5 protein-coding genes are annotated in these 24,296 nt (G+C 58.9%); 4 read left to right on the forward strand and 1 reads right to left on the reverse strand.

The genetic code is table 11. The annotated features are described in order from the left end of the window. Positions 1 to 22 precede the first annotated feature (22 nt). The 3 genes from ACOTZD_RS13815 to ACOTZD_RS13825 all read left to right on the forward strand — a co-directional run bounded on the left by ACOTZD_RS13815 (position 23) and on the right by ACOTZD_RS13825 (position 21,590). Complete coding sequence (locus ACOTZD_RS13815) at positions 23 to 18,076, forward strand: Ig-like domain-containing protein (protein WP_174402321.1); 18,054 nt, start codon at positions 23 to 25, stop codon at positions 18,074 to 18,076. Positions 18,077 to 18,252: 176 nt separating this feature from the next. Continuing rightward, the gene (locus tag ACOTZD_RS13820) at positions 18,253 to 20,418 is read left to right on the forward strand and encodes a type I secretion system permease/ATPase (RefSeq protein WP_045336224.1); all 2,166 of its coding nucleotides are present in this window, start codon (positions 18,253 to 18,255) and stop codon (positions 20,416 to 20,418) included. Then, on the forward strand, positions 20,415 to 21,590 hold the full coding sequence (locus tag ACOTZD_RS13825; RefSeq protein WP_174402322.1) for an HlyD family type I secretion periplasmic adaptor subunit: 1,176 nt from the start codon (positions 20,415 to 20,417) through the stop codon (positions 21,588 to 21,590). The genes ACOTZD_RS13820 and ACOTZD_RS13825 overlap by 4 nt, the downstream gene beginning before the upstream one ends. A 33-nt stretch (positions 21,591 to 21,623) precedes the next feature. On the opposite strand, the gene ACOTZD_RS13830 is transcribed toward ACOTZD_RS13825, so the two are convergent. Continuing rightward, positions 21,624 to 22,508 carry a hypothetical protein gene (locus tag ACOTZD_RS13830; RefSeq protein ID WP_045343007.1) on the reverse strand — a complete coding sequence of 295 codons (885 nt, stop codon included), beginning with the start codon at positions 22,506 to 22,508 and terminating at the stop codon, positions 21,624 to 21,626. Positions 22,509 to 22,793: 285 nt separating this feature from the next. Between ACOTZD_RS13830 and ACOTZD_RS13835 the strand changes: the two genes are divergently transcribed. Then, positions 22,794 to 24,251 carry an EAL domain-containing protein gene (locus ACOTZD_RS13835; protein WP_174402323.1) on the forward strand — a complete coding sequence of 486 codons (1,458 nt, stop codon included), beginning with the start codon at positions 22,794 to 22,796 and terminating at the stop codon, positions 24,249 to 24,251. Positions 24,252 to 24,296 lie beyond the last annotated feature (45 nt).

Below are 24,296 nucleotides of genomic sequence, written 5' to 3' on the forward strand. Positions count from 1 at the left end.
GCGCACCTGCAAGGAGAAGAATATGAGTACCGCAAAAGTTGTTGATGTCATCATTCGCAAAACGGCAGAGAAGACGAAATTAACCGGTGAAGGGAATCTCTCGGTTTCTATTTCCTCACCGAGCGTGATTGAAATTCAGGGTTCTGCTCAGGACGTGGTGCGTTATGTCCGCCAGGGGAATGACCTCCTCATTTATATGAAAGATGGCAGCGTGATCCGCTGCAATAATTATTTTGTCGAAGACACGGAAACCCATAATCATTCCGAACTGGTATTTAACGATAACCAGGCGTTGACGCATATTTCATTTGCCGATGCCGGCGAAGCATCAGGCGTTGCCGCCACCGAATTAACCGCCCAGGCTGCACCCATTAGCAGCATTGAACCTTTCCTGGAGCAGGGAAGCGTATTAAGCGATGCGCCGTGGGGCTGGATTGCCGGTGCGGCGTTAGGGGGCGGTGCGATCGGCGCACTGCTGGCTCACGGCGGCGATGGCGAAACCAAAACCAGGGTTATTGATAATACAAAAGAAGTCGAAAGCGCTACGCCGACATTTTTGCTGGCGGACAACGCGGGTGACAAGCAGGGCGTGCTGAGTGCAAAAGAGGTCACGGATGATAACACCCCCACCTTCAGCGGTACCGGGCAGCCGGGCGCGACCATTCAGGTTAAAGACGGCAGCGGCAGCACCATCGCCAGCACCATGGTCGCGAAGGACGGCACCTGGACGGTAACACTCCCGACCCAGGCGGACGGGGAACATACCTGGTCCGTCGTACAGATCGACGGCAGTAAAACGACCTCTGCGGGCAGTATTACCGTAACCGTTTCTACAGCGGATACCAGCGTGACGCTCGCCACCACGGCGGGCGATAACGTGATCAACGCCAGCGAACAGTCCGCGGGCTTTACGCTGTCCGGCACCAGCAAAAACCTGGCGCAGGGAACGGCGCTTACCGTCACGCTCAACGGTAAAACCTATACCGCAGAAGTGGGAGCAAACGGCGCATGGAGCGTGAAGGTGCCTGCTGCCGACGCACAGGCGCTGGGCGATGGTACCTGGACGGTCAACGTCAGCGGAAAAGACGCGGCGGGCAACACCGTGTCCGGCAGCCAGACGATTGGCGTGGATACCGCCTCGCCAGTGATCTCTGTCGACACGATCGCCCAGGACAACATCATCAACGCGGCTGAACATAATCAGCCGCTGACGCTGACGGGGAAAACCGATGCGGAAGCGGGCCAGATTGTGACGGTCACGCTGAACGGCAAAAATCACACGGCGACCGTGGGCAGCGACGGCAGCTGGTCCGTTACGCTTCCGGCCAGTGAAGTACAGACGCTGGCTAACGGCGAGCACACCCTGACGGTAAACGTCAGCGACAAAGCGGGTAATGGGTCCTCCATCACCGCCGATTTCACGGTCGATACCGCAGCGCCAGTGGTCACTATCAACACCGTCGCGGGCGACGACATTCTGAACACCAGCGAGCAGGGGCAGGCGCAGATTATTTCCGGCCAGGCGAACGGCGCGGCGGAGGGCGACGTTGTCACCGTGACCGTTGGCGGCAAGACCTTTACCGGTGTCGTCCAGGCGGACGGCAGCTGGAGCGTCGGCGTGCCTGCCTCCGTCATTGGCGCGCTGGGGGAAGGTAGCCACAGCATTTCGGTCGCCGTGACCGATGCGGCGGGCAACACCGGCAGCGCGACGCACGGCATTACGCTGAGCGGCAACCCGCCGGAATTTACCCTTGATCCCATCAGCCAGGATAACGTCCTGAATGCGCAGGAGGCCATGCAGCCCCTGAGCCTGAGCGGGACCAGTAATCTGCCGAACGGCAGCGCTGTCACCGTGACGCTGAACAACGTTAACTATCAGGCCACCGTTGAGAACGGTCGCTGGTCCGTTCAGGTGCCGGTTTCCGACGTGCTGGATCTGGCGAATACCCTTTACACCGTCAGCGTCAGCGGCACCGACAGCGTGGGTAACAGCGGCTCCGCCGAGGCGAATCTGCTGGTAGACACCGTGCTGCCGCAGGTGATCGTCAACACCTTTGCCGGGGATAACCTGGTCAATAACGCCGAAGCGGCGGTTGACCAAACCCTCAGTGGACGCGTCACCGGCGCGGCGGCGGGTGATACCGTCTCAGTCACCGTGGGCGGCAAGAGCTACACCGCGACGGTTGGCAGCGACCTGAAATGGAGCGTGACGATCCCATCGGCCGACCTCCAGGCGTTTGGCGACGGCGATTTAACCTTCAGCGCCTCTGTCACCAATGCGCACGGCAATACCGGCACCGGCGAACGTGATATCAACATCAACGCCGAACTGCCGGGCCTGCGCGTGAACACGATCTCTGGCGATGACGTGATTAACGCCATCGAGCAGCAGCAGGATCTGGCCGTCACCGGCTCCAGCACTCATCTGGCCGAAGGCACACAGATCACCGTCACCATCAATAATGTCGAATACGTCACCACGGTTAACGCCAGCGGCAGCTGGCAGATTGGCGTGCCGGCGGCGGACCTTCAGGCATGGACGGCGGGAGGCATCACCGTCAGCGTCAGCGCGGAAGATGCCTGGGGCAACACCGTGGCGGCTGAACACCCGATCGAGCTTGACCTGAATGCGGTGGCTGTCACCATCGATACCGTAACCACTGACGATATGCTCAACGCGGCGGAAAAAGGCGCGGATGTCACGCTTTCTGGTCAGACGCAGGGCGTGGAGGCCGGGCAGACCGTAGTGGTGAAATTCGCGGATCAAACCTTTACCGCACAGGTGCAGCAGGACGGCTCCTGGCACCTGACCGTTCCGGCGAGCGCGATGGAAACGCTGATCGACGGGCGTGCGCAGGTGAGCGTTATCGTGACTAACGTCAACGGCAACAGCGCGGACGCCTCACGCGTGGTGATCGTCGATACGCAGCCGCCAGCCATTACGCTTGATAACCTGACCGACGACAACATCATTAATGCGGCAGAAGCGCAGCAGGATCTGGTGCTCAGCGGCAGCACAACCGCTGAAACGGGCCAGACGGTCACCGTGACGCTGAACGGTAAATCCTACCAGACCACGGTACAGGCGGACGGTCGCTGGCAGCTGAACGTGCCTGCCGCCGACGTGGGCGCGCTGACCGATGGCAATGTCACCGTGACGGCCACCGTCAGTGACGTGGCGGGCAACAGCAGCAGCGCGGACCGCGTTGGGCTGGTGGATGCCACCGTACCGCAGGTGACCATCAACGATTTCGTCACCGACACCAACACCGTTAACCAGCTGGCCCATGCTCAGGCGCAGATCCTGAGCGGCTCCGTCACCGGCGCGGCGGCGGGCGATTTGGTCACCATCACCATCAATAACGTGGACTACACCACCGTGGTGGATGCGGCAGGAAACTGGAGTCTCGGCCTGCCTGCGTCCGTCATTCAGGGGCTGACGGACGGCACCTGGACTATTAACGTCTCCGTGACCGATCGGTCCGGCAACACCGGCAGCAGTTCAGCGGATGTGGTGGTCAATACTGTGACGCCCGTTATCGGTATTAACACGCTGGCAGCGGATGACGTGATCAATGCGGCAGAGAAGGGCGAAGATCTGCTGCTTTCCGGTACCAGCAACCAGCCGGAAGGAACCACCATCACTGTTAATCTGAACGGTATCAACTACTCCGCCACCACCGACGCCAGCGGCAACTGGAGCGTTACCGTACCCGCCTCTGCGGTGAGCGCGCTGGGTGAAGCCAATTACACCGTAACGGCGAGCGTCACCGATAATGTGGGCAATAGCGCCGCTGCCACGCACGATGTGCTGGTGGACAGCTCGCTGCCGGTTGTTACCCTCAACAACTTTGCGGGCGACAATATCGTCAACGCGGCGGAAGTGGCCGCAGGGCAAACCCTGACCGGAAAGGTTTCTAACGCGGCATCGGGTGATACCGTCACGATTATCCTCGGCGGGCAGACATACACGGCTACCGTACAGGACGATCTCACCTGGAGCCTGCCGTTAACCCAGAGTCAGTTAACCGCGCTCGGCAACGGCGACCTGACCGTGTCGGCCAGCGTGACGAACGCGCACGGCAATACCGGATCGTCTTCCCTGGATGTCACCATTGACGCCGAGCTGCCCGGCCTGCGCATTGATACCGTCGCCGGTGACGACGTCATTAACATAATTGAACACGCGCAGAACCTGGTTATCTCCGGCACCAGCACCGACCTGGCGGCGGGTAGCACCGTCACCGTGAGCATCAACGGCAAGAGTTATTCCGCATCGGTACTGGCGGACGGCACATGGCAGGCTGCGGTTCCGGCCGCAGACGTCTCCCGGTGGGCGGACGGGTCGCTCACCATCAGCGCCAGCGCGCAGGATACCTCCGGCAACCCGGTGAACATCGGCACCGTGGTGGATGTCGATCTCGCCCCGGTGGCGATAAGCATTAACAGCGTGACGGACGACAACGTGCTGAACGCGGCAGAAAAAGGCCAGGATCTGGTGCTGTCCGGCTCCTCCTCGAACGTTGAAGCGGGCCAGACCGTTACCATTATCTTTGCGGGTAAAACCTGGACCACGACGGTCGATGCCAACGGTGACTGGACCTGCACCGTACCGGCTGCCGATCTGAGCGGCCTGAAGGACGGCGACGCCAGCGTACAGGTCAGCGTAACCAACGTGAACGGCAACGCGGCCTCTTCTTCGCAGGCATTCAGCGTCGATACCGCCGCGCCAGCGGTCACCATCAACACCATCAGCGGCGACAACATGCTGAATGCGGCAGAGGCGGCGCAGGATCTGACCCTGAGCGGGACGTCTACTGCCGAAGCAGGCCAGACGGTCACCGTGACCTTCAACGGCAATCAGTACACCGCCCAGGTGCAGGCAAACGGCAGCTGGACGCTGGACGTACCGGCGGCGGATATGGCAGGCATCGCCGACGGCAGCGCGGCGGTCACGGTGACCGTGTCCGATAAAGCGGGCAACCCGGCCAGTGCAGGGGCGTCCGTGCTGGTCGACACTACCGTGCCGCAGATTACCTTCAACATTGTGGCGGGCGACGACATTGTTAATATTGCCGAGCACGGCCAGGCGCTGATTGTCACCGGCAAGGTGACGGGCGCGCAGGCGGGCGATGTGATTACCTTGACCCTGAACGGCAAAGACTACACAGCGATGCTGGACGGTGCCGGAAGCTGGAGCGTGGGCGTTCCGGCGGCAGACGTGGGCGCGCTGGCTAACGGCGATCAGACGATCTCCGCCACGGTCACCGATAAAGCGGGCAACAGCACCAGCGCGACGCACGCGTTTGACGTCTCCCTGACCGCGCCGGTGATTGCCATCAATACCCTGGCGGTTGACGACGTGATCAACGCGACCGAGAAAGGCCAGGACCTGTTGATCTCCGGTACCAGCAACCAGCCGGACGGGACCCGCATCACCGTAACCCTGAACGGTATCAGTTACGCCGCCACCACCGATGCCAGCGGTAACTGGAGCGTCACCGTTCCGGCGGCAAATGTCTCGGCATTGGGCGAAGCGAGCTATAGCGTGACGGCCAGCGTGACCGATACTGCGGGTAATAGTGCGAACACCAGCCATAGCGTGCTGGTCGACAGCGCGCTGCCGCAGGTCACCATTAATGCGGTTGCCACCGACGACGTGATTAACGCGGCGGAAGTGGCTTCCGGACAAACCCTGAGCGGGAAAGTGAGCGGTGCCGCGAGTGGTGACACTGTCACAATTTCGGTGGGTGGCAATACCTACACGACAACCGTGCAGGACGATTTAAGCTGGTCGGTTAACGTCGCGTCTGACGTGTTAACCGCCATCGGCAACGGCGACCTGACCGTATCCGCCAGCGTCACTAACGGCCACGGTAATACCGGCTCCGGCGAGCGCGACATCACGATTGATGCCAACCTGCCTGGCCTGCGGGTCAATAAGGTGGCGGGTGACGACGTGATCAACAGCATCGAACACGGACAAAACCTGATTATCACCGGCTCCAGCGACGGTCTGGCAGCGGGTTCAGCATTGACGGTGACCGTTAACGGTAAAACCTACGCGGCCACCGTACTGGCAGACGGTACCTGGACGGCCGCCGTTCCGGCAGCAGACGTCGGCGCGCTGAGCGAAGGCACCGTCACCGTGACCGTTGAAGGCCAGAGCGCAGCGGGCAACCCGGTTTCTATCAGCCACGACGTGAAGATCGACCTGGCGACGGTTGCTATCAGCATTGACGCTATCGCTACCGACGACGTAATCAATGCGGCAGAAAAAGGCGCAGATCTGGTGCTGTCGGGTGCCACCACCAACGTGGAAGAAAACCAGACCGTTACCATCACTTTCGGCGGTAAGACCTATATCGCGACGGTGGATGCCAGCGGCCACTGGACGGCGACCGTACCGTCTGCCGATTTAGGTAGCCTGAAAGACGGCGACGCCAGCGTGCAGGTGAGCGTGACCAACGTGAACGGCAACAGCGCCTCGGCGGGCCGCGAGTACAGCGTGGACGCCACCGCGCCGACGGTGTCCATCGAGATCGTCAGCGACAACAACATCATCAACGCGGCCGAAGCGCAGCAGGATCTGGTCGTTAACGGTGTCTCCAACGCCGAAGCGGGCCAGACCGTCACCGTGACGCTGAACGGCGTGGACTACACCACCACCGTACAGGCGAACGGCAGCTGGAGCGTCACCGTACCGTCTGCGGATATCGGCGCGATTACCGACGGCAGTTACACCATCACGGCAGCCGTCGCGGATAAGGCGGGTAACCCGGCCTTGGCGGACCGCGATGTGCTGGTGGATACCACGGTGCCACAGCTGACCATTAACACCGTTTCCGACGACGACGTGATCAACAGCGCCGAGCATGCGCAGGCGCTGATTGTCACCGGTTCCGTGACCGGTGCGGCGGCGGGCGACGTGGTGACCGTCACCATCAATAACAAAGATTACACGGCGACCCTGGACGCTTCCGGCAGGTGGAGCGTGGGCGTGCCTGCGGCGGACGTGAGTGCCCTGACCGCCGGGGATCACACCATCACCGCGGCGCTGACCGATAAAGCCGGAAACAGCAACAGCACAACGCACGAGGTTGAAGTCAACCTCACTGCGCCGGTGCTGTCCATTGACACCGTGTCCGGCGACGATGTGATCAACAGCAGCGAGAAAACGCAGGATCTGACCATCACAGGTACGGCTTCCGGGCTGGCCGCGGGCGCGGTGGTCACAGTGATGCTCAACGGCAAAGCGTACAGCGCCACGGTGGATACCAATGGCCAATGGACCACAACCGTTCCGGCGAGCGAGGTGGGGCAACTGGGTGAAGCGCTTTACACCGTGTCGGCCTCCGCAACGGACAGCGTCGGCAACAGCACCAGCACCTCGCACACCGTGAACGTGGAATCCGTGCTGCCTGGCGTCATCATTAACACCGTGGCGGGCGACGACGTGATCAACGCGGCGGAGCTGGCAACCGGCCAGACCATTAGCGGCACAGTGGTGAATGCCGAAGCGGGCAACACCGTGACTGTGTCTGTTGGCGGCCATAACTACACCGCAACGGTGCAGAGCGATCTGACCTGGTCCGTCAGCGTACCGGAATCTGTGCTCACCGCGCTGGGCAATGGCGATCTGACCGTGACCGCCAGCGTCACGAACGGCGTGGGCAACAGCGGCAGCGGAGAGCGCGATATCACTATCGACGCGAATCTGCCGGGCCTGCGCGTGGACACCGTAGCGGGCGATGACGTGATTAACAGCATCGAACACGGGCAGAATCTGATTATCACGGGTTCAAGCGACGGCCTGACGGCGGGCACAGCGCTGACCGTCACCGTAAACGGTAAAACCTATGCAGCCACGGTGCTGGCAGACGGCACCTGGAGCGCGGCGATCCCTTCTGCGGACGTGAGTGCCCTTGCCGCAGGCACGGTCACCGTGAACGTTGAAGGCCAGAGCAGCGCGGGCAATCCGGTGACTATCAACCATGATGTGACGGTGGATCTGGCAAACGTCGCGATCAGCATTGACGCCATCGCTTCCGACGACGTGATCAACGCCGCCGAGAGGGGTGCGGATCTGGTGCTCTCCGGCACCACCGCGAATGTAGAGGAAAATCAAACCGTCACCATCACCTTCGGCGGCAAGAGCTACACCGCCACGGTGGACGCTGAGGGTAAATGGACCGCCACGGTGCCGTCTGCGGATCTGGCTGGCCTGAAGGACGGTGACGCCAGCGTGCAGGTGAGCGTCACCAACGTGAACGGCAACAGCGCGTCTGCGGGCCGCGAGTACAGCGTGGATGCTACCGCGCCGTCCGTGACCATCAACACGATTGCCACCGACGATATCCTCAACGCCTCAGAAGCACAGTCCGACCTTGCAATCTCCGGCACCAGCACAGCCGAAGCAGGCCAGACGGTGACCGTATCGCTGAACGGCAAAGATTACACCACAACCGTCAGCGCGAACGGCAGCTGGACGCTGAACGTTCCGGCGGCGGATCTGGCAGGATTAAGCGACGGCAGCGTCACCGTGACCGCGAGCGTCAGCGACAAAGCGGGTAACCCGGCGTCGGCGGACCACAACCTGACGGTGGACGTCACCGTTCCGGCAGTGACCATCCACACCGTGGCAGGCGACGACGTGATTAACGTGGCTGAACACAATCAGGCGCAGATTATCAGCGGCTCCGCCACCGGCGCGGCGGCGGGCGATAAGGTCACCGTCACGATCGGCGGCCAGACTTATACCACCGTGCTGGACGCGGCGGGTAACTGGAGCGTGGGCGTTCCGGCGAATGTGATTTCAGGCCTCAGCGACGGCACCGCGACCGTCTCTGTGTCAGTCACCGACGCGGCGGGCAATACCGGCAGCGGCACGCATAATGTGACCGTCGATACCGGTCTGCCATCGGTCAGCTTCAACGCCATCAGCGATGACAACGTCCTGAACGCCGTTGAAAAAGGCCAGGATCTGAGCGTCAGCGGCACCAGCGCCAACCTGGCGGAAGGCACCCTGGTCACCGTGACCCTGAACGGTAAAAACTACACGGCGACAACTGCGGCAGACGGCACCTGGAGCCTGACGGTTCCGGCTGCGGATCTGACCGGTCTCGGTCAGGCCAGTTACACCCTGAACGCGACGGCCACCAACGGCGTGGGCAATAGCGTGAGCAGTTCTGCGAACCTGCTTGTCGACACCGCGCTGCCAACCGTCACCATCAACACCGTGGCGGGCGACAACGTCATCAACGCGGCGGAAGTGGCCGCGGGTCAGACCCTGAGCGGCACTGTGGCGAATGCCGAAGCGGGCAACACCGTGACCGTGACTATCGGCGGCTACAGCTACACCGCAACGGTGCAGAATAATTTGTCCTGGTCCGTCAACGTGCCGTCTGACGTGCTGACCGCACTCGGCAACGGCAGTCTGAGCGTGACGGCGACCGTCACCAACGGACACGGCAACACCGGCACCGGCGAGCGCGAGATCGCTATCGACGCTAACCTGCCGGGGCTGCGCGTCGATACCGTGGCGGGTGACGACGTGCTCAACACCATCGAGCACGCGCAGAATCTGATTGTTTCAGGCTCCAGCGACGGGCTGGCGCCGGGCACGGCGCTGACGGTTACCGTCAACGGTAAAGATTACGCGGCAACGGTGCTGGCAGACGGCACCTGGCGCGCGGCGATCCCGTCCACCGACGTGAGCGCGTGGCCGGAAGGCACCGTGAAAATCAGCGTTACCGGTGACAGCGCGGCGGGTAATCCGATCACCATCAGCCACGACGTGACCGTGGATCTGGCTACCGTTGCCATCAGCATCAATGCGCTTGCCACCGACGACGTGATTAACGCGGCGGAGAAGGGCGCGGATCTGGTGCTGTCCGGTGTGACCACCAACGTGGAAGCCGGGCAGACCGTGACCATTAGTCTGAACGGCAGGATCTACACCACCACCGTGGACGACAGCGGCAACTGGACTTACACCGTGCCGTCAGCGGATCTGGCTGGCCTGAAGGATGGTGACGCCAGCGTACAGGTGAGCGTCACCAACGTGAACGGCAATAGCGCCTCGGCGGGCCGTGAGTACAGCGTGGATGCTACCGCGCCGTCCGTGACCATCAACACGATTGCCACCGACGATATCCTGAACGCCACGGAAGCGCAGTCAGACCTGGCAATCTCCGGCACCAGCACAGCCGAAGCGGGCCAGACGGTGACCGTATCGCTGAACGGCAAAGATTTCACCACAACCGTCAGCGCGAACGGCAGCTGGACGCTGAACGTTCCGGCGGCGGATCTGGCAGGATTAACCGACGGCAGCGTCACCGTAACCGCGAGCGTGAGCGACAAGGCGGGTAACCCGGCGTCGGTTGACCACACCCTGACGGTGGACGTCACCGTACCTGCGGTGACCATCCATACCGTTGCAGGCGACGATGTGATTAACGTGGCTGAACACAATCAGGCGCAGATCGTCAGCGGCTCCGCCACCGGCGCGGCGGCGGGCGATAAGGTCACCGTCACGATCGGCGGCCAGACTTATACCACCGTGCTGGACGCGGCGGGTAACTGGAGCGTGGGCGTCCCGGCAAATGTGATTTCAGGCCTCAGCGACGGTACCGCGACCATCACTGCATCAGTCACCGACGCGGCGGGCAACACCGGCAGCGGCACGCATAATGTGACCGTCGATACCGGTCTGCCGTCGGTCAGCTTCAACGCCATCAGCGATGATAATGTGCTGAACGCGGTAGAGAAGGGTCAGGATCTGCGCGTCAGCGGCACCAGCGCCAACCTGGCAGAAGGCACCGTGGTGGCCGTGACCCTCAACGGCAAAAACTACACGGCCACGACGGCGGCAGACGGCACCTGGAGCCTGACCGTTCCGGCAGCGGATCTGACCGGTCTCGGTCAGGCCAGTTACACCCTGAACGCGACGGCCACCAACGGCGTGGGCAACAGCGTGAGCAACACCGCGAACCTGCTTGTAGATACCGCGCTGCCAACCGTCACCATCAACACCATTGCGGGCGATAACGTCATCAACGCGGCGGAAGTGGCCGCGGGTCAGACCCTCAGCGGCAAGGTAGCGAACGCGGAGGCGGGCAATACCGTCACCGTGACCATTGGCGGCAACACGTACACCGCGACAGTGCAGAGCGATCTGACCTGGTCCGTGAACGTGCCGGAATCCGTCCTGACGGCGCTGGGCAACGGCGACCTGACGGTGTCTGCGACTGTGACCAACGGCCACGGCAACATGGGAACGGGCGAGCGCGATGTCACCATCGACGCCAGCCTGCCGGGGCTGCGCGTGAATACCGTGGCGGGCGATGACGTGATCAACAGCATTGAGCATGGTCAAAACCTGATCGTCTCCGGCACCAGTGACGGGCTGGCGGCAGGCACAACGCTCACCGTGACCGTGAATGGCAAGACCTATGCCGCGTCGGTACTGGCAGACGGCTCCTGGACCGCGGCGATCCCGGCGGCAGACGTGGGCGCTCTGGCCGCAGGCACGATGACCGTCACCGTAGCGGGCCAGAGCACGGCGGGCAACCCGGTCTCCATCAGCCATGACGTGACCGTCGATCTGGCGGCGGTGGCTATCAGCATTGATGCGATTGCCACCGACGACGTGATTAACGCGGCGGAGAAAGGCGTGGATCTGGTGCTCTCCGGCAGCACCTCGAACGTTGAGGAAAACCAGACCGTTACCGTTACCTTCGGCGGCAAGACGTACACCGCGAAGGTGGATGCTGACGGTAACTGGACGGCCACCGTGCCTTCCGCCGATCTCGCGGGCCTGAAGGACGGTGACGCCAGCGTGCAGGTGAGCGTCACCAACGCGCACGGCAACAGCGCCTCGGCGGGCCGCGAATACAGCGTGGACGCGACTGCGCCAACCGTGACCATTGATACGGTAGCCGGCGACAACGTGATCAACGGCAGCGAAGCGGCTGCGGGCGTGGCCATTTCCGGCACCACCACGGCTGAAGTCGGTCAGACGGTCACCGTGACGCTGGGCGGAAACAGCTACACCGCACAGGTTCAGCAGGGCGGCGTCTGGAGCGTGAACGTGCCGGGCACAGACCTTTCCGCACTGGCGGATAACGGTTACACCGTGCAGGCCAGCGTGAGTGACGCCGCGGGTAATCCGGGCAGCGCGGGGAAAGCGATTACGCTTGATACCACGCCGCCGACCGTCAGCTTTAACGTTGTGGCGGGCGATGACGTCATCAACAGCGTGGAGCACGGGCAGGCGCAGATCGTCAGCGGCACCGCAACCGGCGCCAGCGTCGGCGATAAGGTGGTCATCACCATCGGTTCGAACCAGTACACCACCACCGTTGACGCCAGCGGCAAATGGAGCGTGGGTGTTCCGGCCAGCGTGATTTCCGCGCTGACCGACGGCACCGTAACCCTTAGCGCGACTATCACCGACAGCGCAGGCAATAGCAGCACTCAGACTCATGACGTGGTGGTAAATACCGCATCGGTCGCGCTGACCGTCAACACCCTCAGCGGTGATGACGTGATCAATGCGGCAGAAGCGGGCGCGTCGCTGGTCATCAACGGCTCCAGCGCGCAGTTCGCCAGCGGTACGCAGGTCACTATCACCCTGAATGGTAAGAGCTATACGGCCACTATCCAGAGCGATGGCTCCTGGACAACCACCGTACCGGCCGCCGACGTGGGCACCCTGGCCGACGGCGCGAGCTACCAGGTTTCTGTTTCGGCGCAGGACAGCGCCGGGAACAGCGCCTCGGCGACGCACACCATCAGCGTGGATACCACTGCGCCGGTGGTGAGCATTGGGAAGCTGTCGGTTGACGACATGCTGAACGCCGCGGAAGCGCAGCAGCCGCTGACCGTGCACGGATCTTCCAGCGCGGAGGCGGGTCAGACCGTTACCGTGACGCTGGGAGGAAAAACCTACACTGCGCTTGTCGGCAGCGACGGCACCTGGACGCTCGACGTGCCGGCAGCCGACCTGGCCGCCCTGAGCCAGGGCGCGCTGACGGTCACCGCTTCGGTCAACGATAAAGCCGGTAACAGCGGCCAGACGACGCATACCTTAACGGTCGATACCATCGCGCCAGCCGTCACCATTAGCACCGTGGCCGATGACGATATCGTCAACAACGCCGAGCAGCTGGCGGGGCAGACCATCAGCGGGACCACCACCGCGGAACAGGGCCAGACGGTGACCGTCTCCTTCAACGGCCACAGCTATCAGGCGACCGTGGCGGCTAACGGCTCCTGGTCGGTCTTCGTGCCGGGGCGTGATTTCCTTGGCCTGAGCGACGGGGATTACACCATTACGGCTACGGTGAGCGATAAGGCAGGTAACCCGGGCAGCGCAACGCACGACGTGACGCTTAACGGCGACGTGCCGACCATCGCCATTAACACCTTTGCGCAGGACGATATCGTAAATGCCGCCGAACATGGCACGCCACTGGTTATCAGCGGCACCACCGATGCGCCAGCGGGCCAGACGGTGACAATTACGCTTAACGGTAAAACCTACACGGCTACCGTTCAAAATGACGGCACCTGGAGCTATACGGTCGGCAGCGCAGACGTGACCGCGCTGGCGGACGGCGGTTCGTACGTGATTAACGCGCAGGTGAGCAACGCCATCGGCAACAGCGCCAGCGATAACCACACCGTAACCGTGGATCTCACCGCACCGTCGATGGGGATCAGCATTGATTCCCTGCAAAACGATACCGGCCTCAGCGCGAATGACTTCATCACCAACGACAGCCAGGTGGTGGTGAATGGTTCCCTGACCGCGCAGCTCGGCAATAACGAGAAGGCGCAGATCAGCCTTGACGGCGGCGTCACCTGGATCGACCTGACCGTCACCGGCACCACCTGGCGCTACACTGATGGCCGCACCCTGACGGACGGTACGTATCAGTACCAGGTACGCGTGATTGATAACGCGGGCAACGTTGGGGCAACGGACAGCCAGGACGTGGTAATCGATCTGACGAAGCCTGCGGCGGCGACCATTACCGTGGATTCCGTCTCGCAGGATACCGGCCTGTCCGACAGCGACTTCATTACCAGCGACAACCAGATCAGCCTGAAAGGTACGCTCGGCGCGGCCCTGAGCAGCGGCGACCACGCCCAGATCAGCCTGGACGGTGGCGCGACCTGGACTGACGTGAGCGTTAGCGGCCTGAGCTGGACGTATATTGATGGCCGTACGCTGACCGACGGGGATTACAACTACCAGCTGCGCGTGATTGACGAGGCGGGGAATATCAGCGCCACCACCAGCCAGGTGGTGACCATTGATACCGTCGCGCCGGACGTCAGCAAAACGATCGCTATCGACAGCATCAGCGACGATACCGGCCTGAGCAGCAGCGACTTTATCACTCGCGACACGTCCCTGACCCTGCACGGCTCACTCGGCGCGACGCTGGCCGACGGCGAATATGCCCAGATCAGCATCGACGGCGGCGTCACCTGGCAGAACGTGATCGTCACCGGCAACAGCTGGTACTACGTGGACGGCCGCACGCTGGGTAACCAGACCTATGACTACTACGTTCGCGTAGTGGATGCGGCGGGCAACGTGGGTGCCAGCGCTCATCAGCAGGTGACGGTCGATACGGTCGCGCCGGATGCGGCGATTACGGTGACCGTGGATAACATCACCGTCGATACCGGTTTCGATAACAATGACTTCCTGACCAGTTCGACCTCGTACACGCTCAACGGGACGCTCGGGGCCGAACTCGGGGCGGGTGAGTATGTGCAGGTGAGCATGGATGGCGGCACCACCTGGGTTTACGCCACGGTAAGCGGTACCCAGTGGCGCTATACCGACGCGCGCACCCTGGCCGACGGCGACTACCGCTATCAGGTGCGGGTTGTCGATCAGGCGGGCAACGTCGGGGCCACCACCACGCAGGACGTGACGGTGGATACCCAGGCGCCGCAGTACGGCATCACCATTGACAGCATCAGCGAAGATACCGGGCAGTCCGGAAGTGATTTCATCACCATGGACACCTCGCTGACAATCAACGGTTCGTTGGGCAGCGCGCTGGCCAGCGACGAGCGCGTACAGATTAGCCTCGACGGCGGCAATACCTGGATTGACGCTACCGTCACTAACCAGCGCTGGAGCTATACGGACACCCGCGATCTGGCGGACGGGGATTACAACTACCAGGTGCGGATCATCGACCAGGCGGGCAACGTCGGCTCAACCACTTCGCAGGTGGTAACGGTTGATACCACGCCGCCTGATACGGTGGGAACGGTGGTCAGCTATACCGACGGGGAAGGCGAACGTCAGGGCAGCTTCGGCGCTTCGGTGGCAACAGATGACAACTCTCCAGTGATTAACGGGACGCTTAACCGTGCGCCGGACAATGGCGAGATCGTGCAACTGTATCGTGACGGTGTGCTGCTGGGACAGGTGACGATGAACGGCGCCGCCAGCTGGTATTTCCAGGACAGTGGTCTGAATGACGGTAATCACGTCTATATGCTGCGTGTTACCGATCTGGCAGGTAACTTCACCGACTCAGATGATTTCGTGCTGAAAGTGGATACGAGCATCCCGACCACCACCGTGACCATTAACCCTCAGACGACGACAGATAGCACCCCGATTCTGAGTGGACTTGTATCGGCGGGACTGACCAACGGTGAGTACGTGGTTATCACCGTGAACGATAAAACCTACACCTCAGAGACTGGCGGTGCGGTCGTGGTCGATCCGGAGAACAACACATGGTATTTGCAGCTCCCTGACGGCGATGCGCTGAGCGTGAAGAATTATGATGTTACGGCACAGGTGAAAAGCAGCGCCGGCAACGGTAATACCGCTGGGTTGACCACCGGTAGCCTGATTGTAGGGAGTGAAGAATCATTGACGCCGGCCTGGTCATTTACCGCCGCGAACTACTCCTATTCTGCCAGCTATATGCTGGATTCGGATGGGCTGTGGACGATTATGGCCAACCAGCAATTCGCATCCGCCAATACCAGTAGCCGTAACGCTTACACCGTTTCAGGCAATTTCTCAATGACGGGGAGTTACACAACCGGTACTTACGCGGATATCAACCGCGACGGGCTGGCTGACGTGCTGGCGGAAGGGACAAGTTACTCGTACATGGTGCAGCTGATTAACAATGGAGACGGTACATACACTTCCAGTACGCTGACCAATATGGGGGCTGCGGTGTGGTATGGCGCGGTGGTCGCCATTGACATCAAGGGCGATGGTTACACTGACTTTGTCATCGGCGATGCTGGCGGGCCTGATTCCAGCACCGTCATGCTCAATAACAACGGCACGCTGACGGGCAGTTCGAAGTCCGGTACGTACTCCAGTTTCGTATCGGGATCAACGGTAGGTAACTACAACAGTCTGATTGAAACGTCCGGTGTGGATTTGAACAACGACGGGAAAGTGGATATTGCCCAGCATACGACCAACGGGGGCAACAACTATGCCCTGTCGACCATGTTTAACCAGGGCAATGGCTCATTTACGTGGGGGCAAAACTTCACCAATACCATGTACAGCGGCTATGGTTCCGCCGCAGCGTCCAATGCCGTGAGTATGACCTGGGCCGACTTTAACGGTGATGGTTACATGGACCTGTATATGAGCATGTCCCGTACCTCCAGCGGAACCAGTCAGGGCGGGGTGTTAATGCTGAACGACGGTAGCGGCAACCTTCTGGCCGGCACCGCGGTTGGAACGGCGACCACGGATAAGTTTGTGGGTAACGTCAGCGTGGCGGTGGACTGGAACCTCGACGGTCACATGGACATCATCAAGCTGGCGAATAGCGGGCAGTCTTATCTTTACACCAATGATGGACTGGCAGGTACTGCAAGCTTTACTGCTTCGAAATTCAGTACCGCTACGTCAACTCAGGTATCCGGCGCGGCTCTGCTTGATTACGACTGGGATGGCGCACAGGATCTGCTCATTTTCCGTCAAAACGGTACGGTTTTACTGGAGCGGAATACCAATACGGTCGCACCAGGTACGGCCTTGCATCTGAAGATTGTCGACAGCGAAGGGATTAACGCCTTCTTTGGCAACACTGTCCAGCTGTACAACGCGGCAGGCCAGCTGGTCGCCAGTGAAATCATCAATGCCCAGTCCGGGATTGGCATTAACGATTCCTCGTCGCTCATCAGTTTTTACGGCCTGGATCCCAGCGAGACGTATCACGCGGTGCTGGTTCGTGCCGTTAACGGTGTTTCGAGTAACGTAACCTGGGACGGGCTGACGGCAGGAGACGGTAAAGAAAGTTACGCCCTGACGGCTGAAGCTGCTACGGGCGGTCACCAGGGCACCCTGACAGGAACCGGCTACAACGATACCTTTATCGCTGAAGCAGGGACGTATACCTACAACGGTTCCGGTGGCTGGACGACGACCTCTGAACACGACACGTGGAGCAGTACGGGCGGCATGGATGTCGTGGATTATCGCAACGCCACTTCCGGCGTCACCGTCGATTTAGGACGCTCTACGGCGCAGAGTACCGGATTCGATACCGCGACACTGGTGAATATTGAAGGCATCAACGGCTCCGACTATGACGACGTGATCACCGGCAACAGCGGTGATAACCAGTTCGAAGGCCGGGGCGGGAACGACACCTTCAACATCGGCAGCGGCGGTCACGATACGTTGCTCTATAAGCTGATCAACGCGTCTGACGCGACGGGCGGCAACGGCAGCGATGTGGTGAACGGCTTTACCGTCGGCACCTGGGAAGGGACGGCGGATACGGACCGTATCGACCTGCGCGACCTGCTTTCCGACAGCGGTTATACCGGCACCGGCTCGGCGAGCTACGTCAACGGCGTGGCGACGCTGGACAGCAGCGCGGGCAACATCGCCGACTACATCCGCGTGGTGCAGAACGGCAGCAACACCGAGATCCAGGTTGACCTGGACGGCACCGGCGGTCAGTTCTCGCCCACCACGCTGGTGACGCTGAACGGGGTGCAGACAGATCTGGCGACGCTGCTGGCGAACCACCAGCTGTTAATTGCGTAAAACACTGCCGCGGGGAGCGATCCTCGCGGCTTTTTGCGTTTCTTTACACGAATAGCCATAACCCTATATTTCACAAGATTATTTTGCGGGCTCGTTTAGACAGTGTTCGATTTCTAATCATCCCGGAAAGGTATCATTTCAGTGCGAAATCATCGCCCTGAACAGGACGTAGCATTATGAAGACACATCCACAGTACGAACCCTGGTTGCAGGGCATGCTCATCATCGCGAAATATTATCGGCTGGATTTTTCGGCGGAGCATGTTCGGGTCACGATTAACCATGAAAGCCAGTCGCCACGCCAGCTGGTGCTGGAGGAGATGGCGCGCCAGCTTGGGCTGGGGATGCGTTGGGTGGCGGCGGAAGCCCTATCGCTCGATCCGTGGCGTTTACCGCTGCTGGCGGAGTTTACCGGCGGGCAAATTGCGGTCATCAACCGTATGGACAACGATGGGAACGTCAGCGTGCAGTTTAGCGGCGACGGCGGCCTGGAGACAACGCTGACGAGGGACGAGCTCGGTTCGCGGTTAAAGGGGCTGATGGTGCTGCGTCCCCTGGAGTCCACGCCGGATGCGCGCGTGGATGATTACATCAAACCCTATGAGAAAAACTGGTTCTGGCAGCTGGCGCTGAAAGACTGGCGTCGTTACAGCGATATTATGCTGGTGGCGCTGGTCGCCAACGTGCTGGCGCTTTCCGGCATGGTCTTCTCCATGCAGGTCTACGACAGGGTGGTACCGTCGCAGTCAGAAGCCACGCTGTGGGTGCTGTTTGGCGGCGTGATGATTGCCATCGTGTTCGAATTCATCATGCGCATGCTGCGCGTGCACATTTCTGACGTGGTGGGGAAGCGCGCCGATCTGCGCATCTCTGAACGCGTCTTTGCCCACGCGCTGCGGATTAAAAACGGCGCACGCTCGAAATCAACCGGATCGTTTATCGCGCAGATCCGCGAGCTGGAGTCGGTGCGGGAGCTGATCACCTCCACCACCATTGCCGCTATCTCCGATCTGCCGTTCTTCCTGCTGTTCGTCTTCATTCTGTGGATGATTGGTGGTCCGCTGGTGCTGGTGGTCCTGCTCGCCGTGCCGCTGTTGCTTATTCCTGGCCTGCTGGTGCAGCGCCCGCTGGGGAAACTCTCCAGCGAAGGGATGCGTGAATCGGCGATTCGCAACGCCACGCTGGTGGAAGCGGTGCAGGGGCTTGAGGACATCAAGCTGATGCGCGCTGAGCAGCGGTTCCAGAACCAGTGGAATAACACCAATGACGTTGCCGCCAGCGTCGGCATGAAGCAGCGCTGGCTGACGGGGCTGCTGCTAACCTGGACCCAGGAGGTGCAATCTATCGTCTACGCCGTGGTGCTGCTGGTGGGGTGTTACCTGGTCATCAGCGGTGACATGACCACCGGTGCGCTGGTGGGCACCTCGATTCTGGCGTCCCGGACCATTGCGCCGCTGTCGCAAATTTCTGGCGTGCTTTCCCGCTGGCAGTCAGCAAAGGTGGCCCGCAAGGGACTGGATGACCTGATGCAGCGCCCGATTGACGATCCCCAGCACGGAAAGAAGGTGCATAAAGCCCACCTGCGCGGTGATTATCTGCTGGACGACGTGGGGTTTTATTACGACGAAGAAGAGAAGCTCACCGTGCTGAATATCAGCAAACTGCGCATTCGCGCCGGGGAGCGCGTGGCGGTGCTCGGGCGGAATGGTTCGGGGAAAAGCACCTTGCTGCACCTCCTCGCGGGAATGCAGGAGCCGCAGCAGGGCAGCATTTTGCTGGACGATATTGCTCTCAATCATCTTGACCCGGCCGACGTGCGCCGCGATATGCAGTTGCTCAGCCAGCAGGCGCGGCTGTTCTTCGGCTCCGTACGCGACAACATCCTGATGGGTAATCCGCTGGCGACAGACGAGGAAATCCATCAGGCGCTGGTCAACAGCGGCGCGCTGGAGTTTGTGCGCAAGCAGAAAATGGGGCTAAACACCATCATCAACGAGGGCGGAACGGGGCTTTCCGGCGGGCAACGTCAGGCGCTGCTGCTGGCGCGCGCGCTGATCACCTCGCCGAATATTCTGCTGCTGGATGAACCCACCGCCTGGCTGGATGAGGTCAGCGAGAAGCAGTTTATCCAGCATCTGCACCAGTGGCTCGGTAAGCGCCGGACGCTGGTGGTGGCGACGCATCGCCTGCCGATTCTGGACCTGGTTGACCGCATCATCGTCCTGGAAAACGGCAAAGTGGTGATGGATGGCCCTCGTGATGCCATTTTACGCCAGCACGGAATGGCCCCGCAGCAGGCGCCGCAGCGTACGGTTAAACTGAAAACGGAGGGCGTGGCATGAATGATTTCTCCCGCTTTAATAGCCAACTGAAGGAGCCCCGCCTGCCGCGTTCGTCGCTGGTGGCATGGTCGCTGTTTGCCCTGCTGGTGGTGTTTATTACCTGGGCCAGCCTGTTCCAGCTGGATGAGGTCACGACGGGCAGTGGCAAGGTGATCCCGTCCTCCCACGAGCAGGTGATCCAGTCCCTGGAAGGGGGGATTATTCACAGTCTGATGGTGCGCGAAGGCGACATCGTCGAGCGTGGTCAACAGCTTGCCCAACTGGACCGGACGAAAACCGAGTCCAGCGTGCTGGAGAGCGAGTCTCGATTAAACGCTGCAATGGCGACGGCCGCGCGTCTGAATGCTGAGGTGAACGACACCGGGCTGACATTCCCGGCAGAGCTGGATGACGACGTTGAGCTGGTCAAACAGGAAACGGCGCTTTATCAGTCACGTCGCGAAAGCCTTGAAAAAGGGCTGGCGGGTTTACGCCAGGGAGCGGATCTCGTGCAGCGTGAACTGGCATTAACGCGCCCGCTGGTGACGCAGGGGGCGGCCAGTAAGGTCGAAGTCTTACGCCTTGAACGTCAAAAAAATGAGCTGGAGAGCAAAATCACCGAGATGAAAAACCAGTACTACGTTCGCGCCCGCGAAGAACTGGCGAAAGCGAACGCAGAAATAGAGGCGCAGCGTTCGGTCATGAAAGGACGCGAAGATTCACTCACCCGCTTAACGTTTAATGCGCCGGTGCGTGGCATCGTGAAGGATATTGACGTGACGACGGTGGGCGGGGTGATCCCGCCGAACGGCAAACTGATGAGCCTGGTACCGCTTGATGACCAGATGGTGATAGAAGCGAAAATCTCGCCGCGCGATGTCGCGTTTATCCATCCCGGGCAAAAAGCGCTGGTGAAAATCACCGCCTATGATTACTCGATCTACGGCGGGCTGGAAGGGGAGGTGACGATGATTTCCCCGGATACCCTTCAGGACGAGGTGAAACGGGATGTTTATTATTATCGCGTTTATATTCGTACAGACAGTAACCATCTGACCAACAGGCAGGGCAAGGCGTTCCCGGTGTTCCCGGGCATGATAGCCACAGTTGATATCAAAACCGGCAGTAAATCCGTCATTGATTATCTGCTGAAACCGTTGAATAAGGCAAAAGAGGCGCTGCGCGAGCGGTAAAAAAGGCGTTCAGCAAACCGAACGCCCGTCAGATCAGAGTGTAGGCGTCATGTTGACAGCATGGCGTCGTTCTTTTGGTACCACATTGATGTAATGTGTGACATACGCAAAATATAATCCGGCATAATTTTCGACAAGCTCGATAAAGGCCGGATAAATTGACATCCGGCCATCGCCGCGATCTTTAAGATAACCTGCCTCCTGCGCCGATTTGATAATGCGGTTGACGTGAATACGCGAGACGAAAAATTCTTTTGCCAGCGTGCTGGCTGAATACGCTATTATGGCACCGTGTGCTGTTTTGTTTTTAATGGCCTGCAAATAGAGATAGAGCATAATCATTCGTCCACCATCCTTATCAATAAATAAACCCACCTCCGGAAGCACTTTCCTGAATGTTAATCCGCGGAAAAGGTACTCTGCGGCGCGCCGGAAAAAGTTGTGCCTCAGAATGTCATTGTCCAGAAGGTTAACATTAATGTTGAATGCCGGATAAAGAATGCTGACAGGCGTAAACGCCCCGGACATATAGCGTTTAAGCTCATCGAGTCCTTTTTCCGTCGGCGCAATTTTTGTTTTTCGGCGATCTTCACTACAGCGCCAGGTCTTAATTCGCCCGGTAGTTTTAAGTATGGTAATGATCGCGATAACACTGTTAGGGCTGGCGATATTATAACGGGTGCATAGCGCCTTAATCTCTGAAACTGACTCAGCCTGATTGCCAAAAACAAAACAACACATGGACAGTATTATGTTGAAGCGTGATTCCTGAAGCATCGTTTTGTAGAACAAGGGTTGTTTTTTATAAATGGCATCATTAATTCTGTAGTGTTCTGTTATAGCTTTACCAAATCGCGGGTTGTTTTTAATGACATCCCTTCGATGTAGCAAAGCCCTGGATGAGATGTGATTATCCATAGCATTTTCTCTTTTTGTCTGGGCCGATAAGATGAAGTGTCCGGTCTTCTTTTTCGGAATTTTCATTATACCTCGAGAAATGCATATTTACTGTCGTTATATGAAAAGAAAGTAATATTTATGCTGCATATGGATGAGTCGGTTGATTAACGCAAAAATGTTCCTGTGCATAACATTGATAACGGTTTATTAACCAAACAGGGTGCGGTAAAATTATTCAATGCGACAAAGAGTATTGGCTTTAATTACAGATGGGAATACTATTTGCATTCTCAGGAGCAGGTTATGTCTCAAAATTTACCTTTTATACAAGGTACGTGCTACAAGCAACGGTTTGTTATTTCAGCCTGCGGTTTCACCTTCGAGGGGTATAGCCTGCTTCTGAAGTCACGTGGCGTAAACGCCACGCGGCTCCATTTTGAAGAGGATGAAGTTTGCTCAGGTGATGTTCATAAAATGATGCAAAATCAATCACCTGAAGTTGCTGTTTTTCTTGGTCGCGACGTCGCTGCCTTTCTTGAAAGCCTGAAGCAGTTGGTATCGGTGCTGAATGCGCTGCCGGTTATTTGTAGCGTGACGCTGTATGGCGCAATACCAGAGAGATGGCTTTATGCCACGTTGTGTAGTCTCGTTAATAATACCAAATCGTTATCGATGATCAGGATAGCGAATATTTCAGACGTAATGGACTGTGCAGACAACATTTATGACGTGCATACCGATTCGTCACGCATATTGCGTGATGGACCCGAGAAAGAAGGTAAAGAAAGTCTGAATGGTTTAACAAAGCGCGAATTAACCGTATTGCTGAATTTTTATCGGGGTATTTCGATAAAAGAGCAGTCTGCGAGGTTAGGGTTGTCAGATAAAACCATTTATACCCATAGAAAAGTGGGGTTGGATAAATTATATCTTATCAGGGTGTGGTTTAGCGATGCACGTGTTTTCAGAGATAAAGTCTGTGCAGTAAAAAATAATCCGCAGGGGTTTTCGGATGCGGAAATTGATATTTTGCAGGCGTTACATAAGCGGGAAATCTTTGCGGCTTATCAAATTATTACCGATGGCGATAAAAAAGGAGTAGGCTTTGAAATTCTGCTGCGCTGGCATAAAAACGGTCAGGTTCTGAAGGCTGCCCAATTTCTGGGTGGGGTGAAAAATGGCGAAATATGGCTCAAGCTGACGGCGTTAGTCATCCACGCGGCCGTGTCAGGTATCAACAGATACAATGGGAAATATTATTTTTCGGTTAATATTCCGCCTCCACTGGCTACCGGGAACGCGCTGCCGGGAATGGCGAAAAAAGCCGTTGAGATGTTACTGAAGCCGCAGTGGGCCGGGAAACTTGTCTTTGAATTAGCTGAAGCGATTGATGTGACAAAGGATCCAAATATTCCTGTCACTCTTCAGCGTTTACGCGCCGAGGGGTGTCGGCTGTTTCTGGATGATTGCTTTTCCAGAGATTACGCTATGTTACCCATCCGACAGATTAATGTTGACGGATTGAAGCTTGACCGCGATATAGTTGAGCACTTTGTTGCTAACGACAATGACTATAGCATTATTAAAGCGATACAGATATACAGCGACATGACGGGAAGGGAATGCGTTGCGGAAGGCGTCGATAGCGAAGAAAAATTTGAAAAACTTGTCGCGTTAGGTGTTAAACGCTTTCAGGGATATTATCTTTCCCGGGCGGTTAAAGAAGAAGAGCTTGATCGAATGGTACGGCTATTTAGTTAATGGGTTCACTATGCTGGTGGTACGACAGAGAAACTTTTCTACCAC

Source organism: Enterobacter cloacae complex sp. SHL022 (assembly GCF_049237785.1).
GTDB lineage: Bacteria > Pseudomonadota > Gammaproteobacteria > Enterobacterales > Enterobacteriaceae > Enterobacter > Enterobacter hormaechei_C.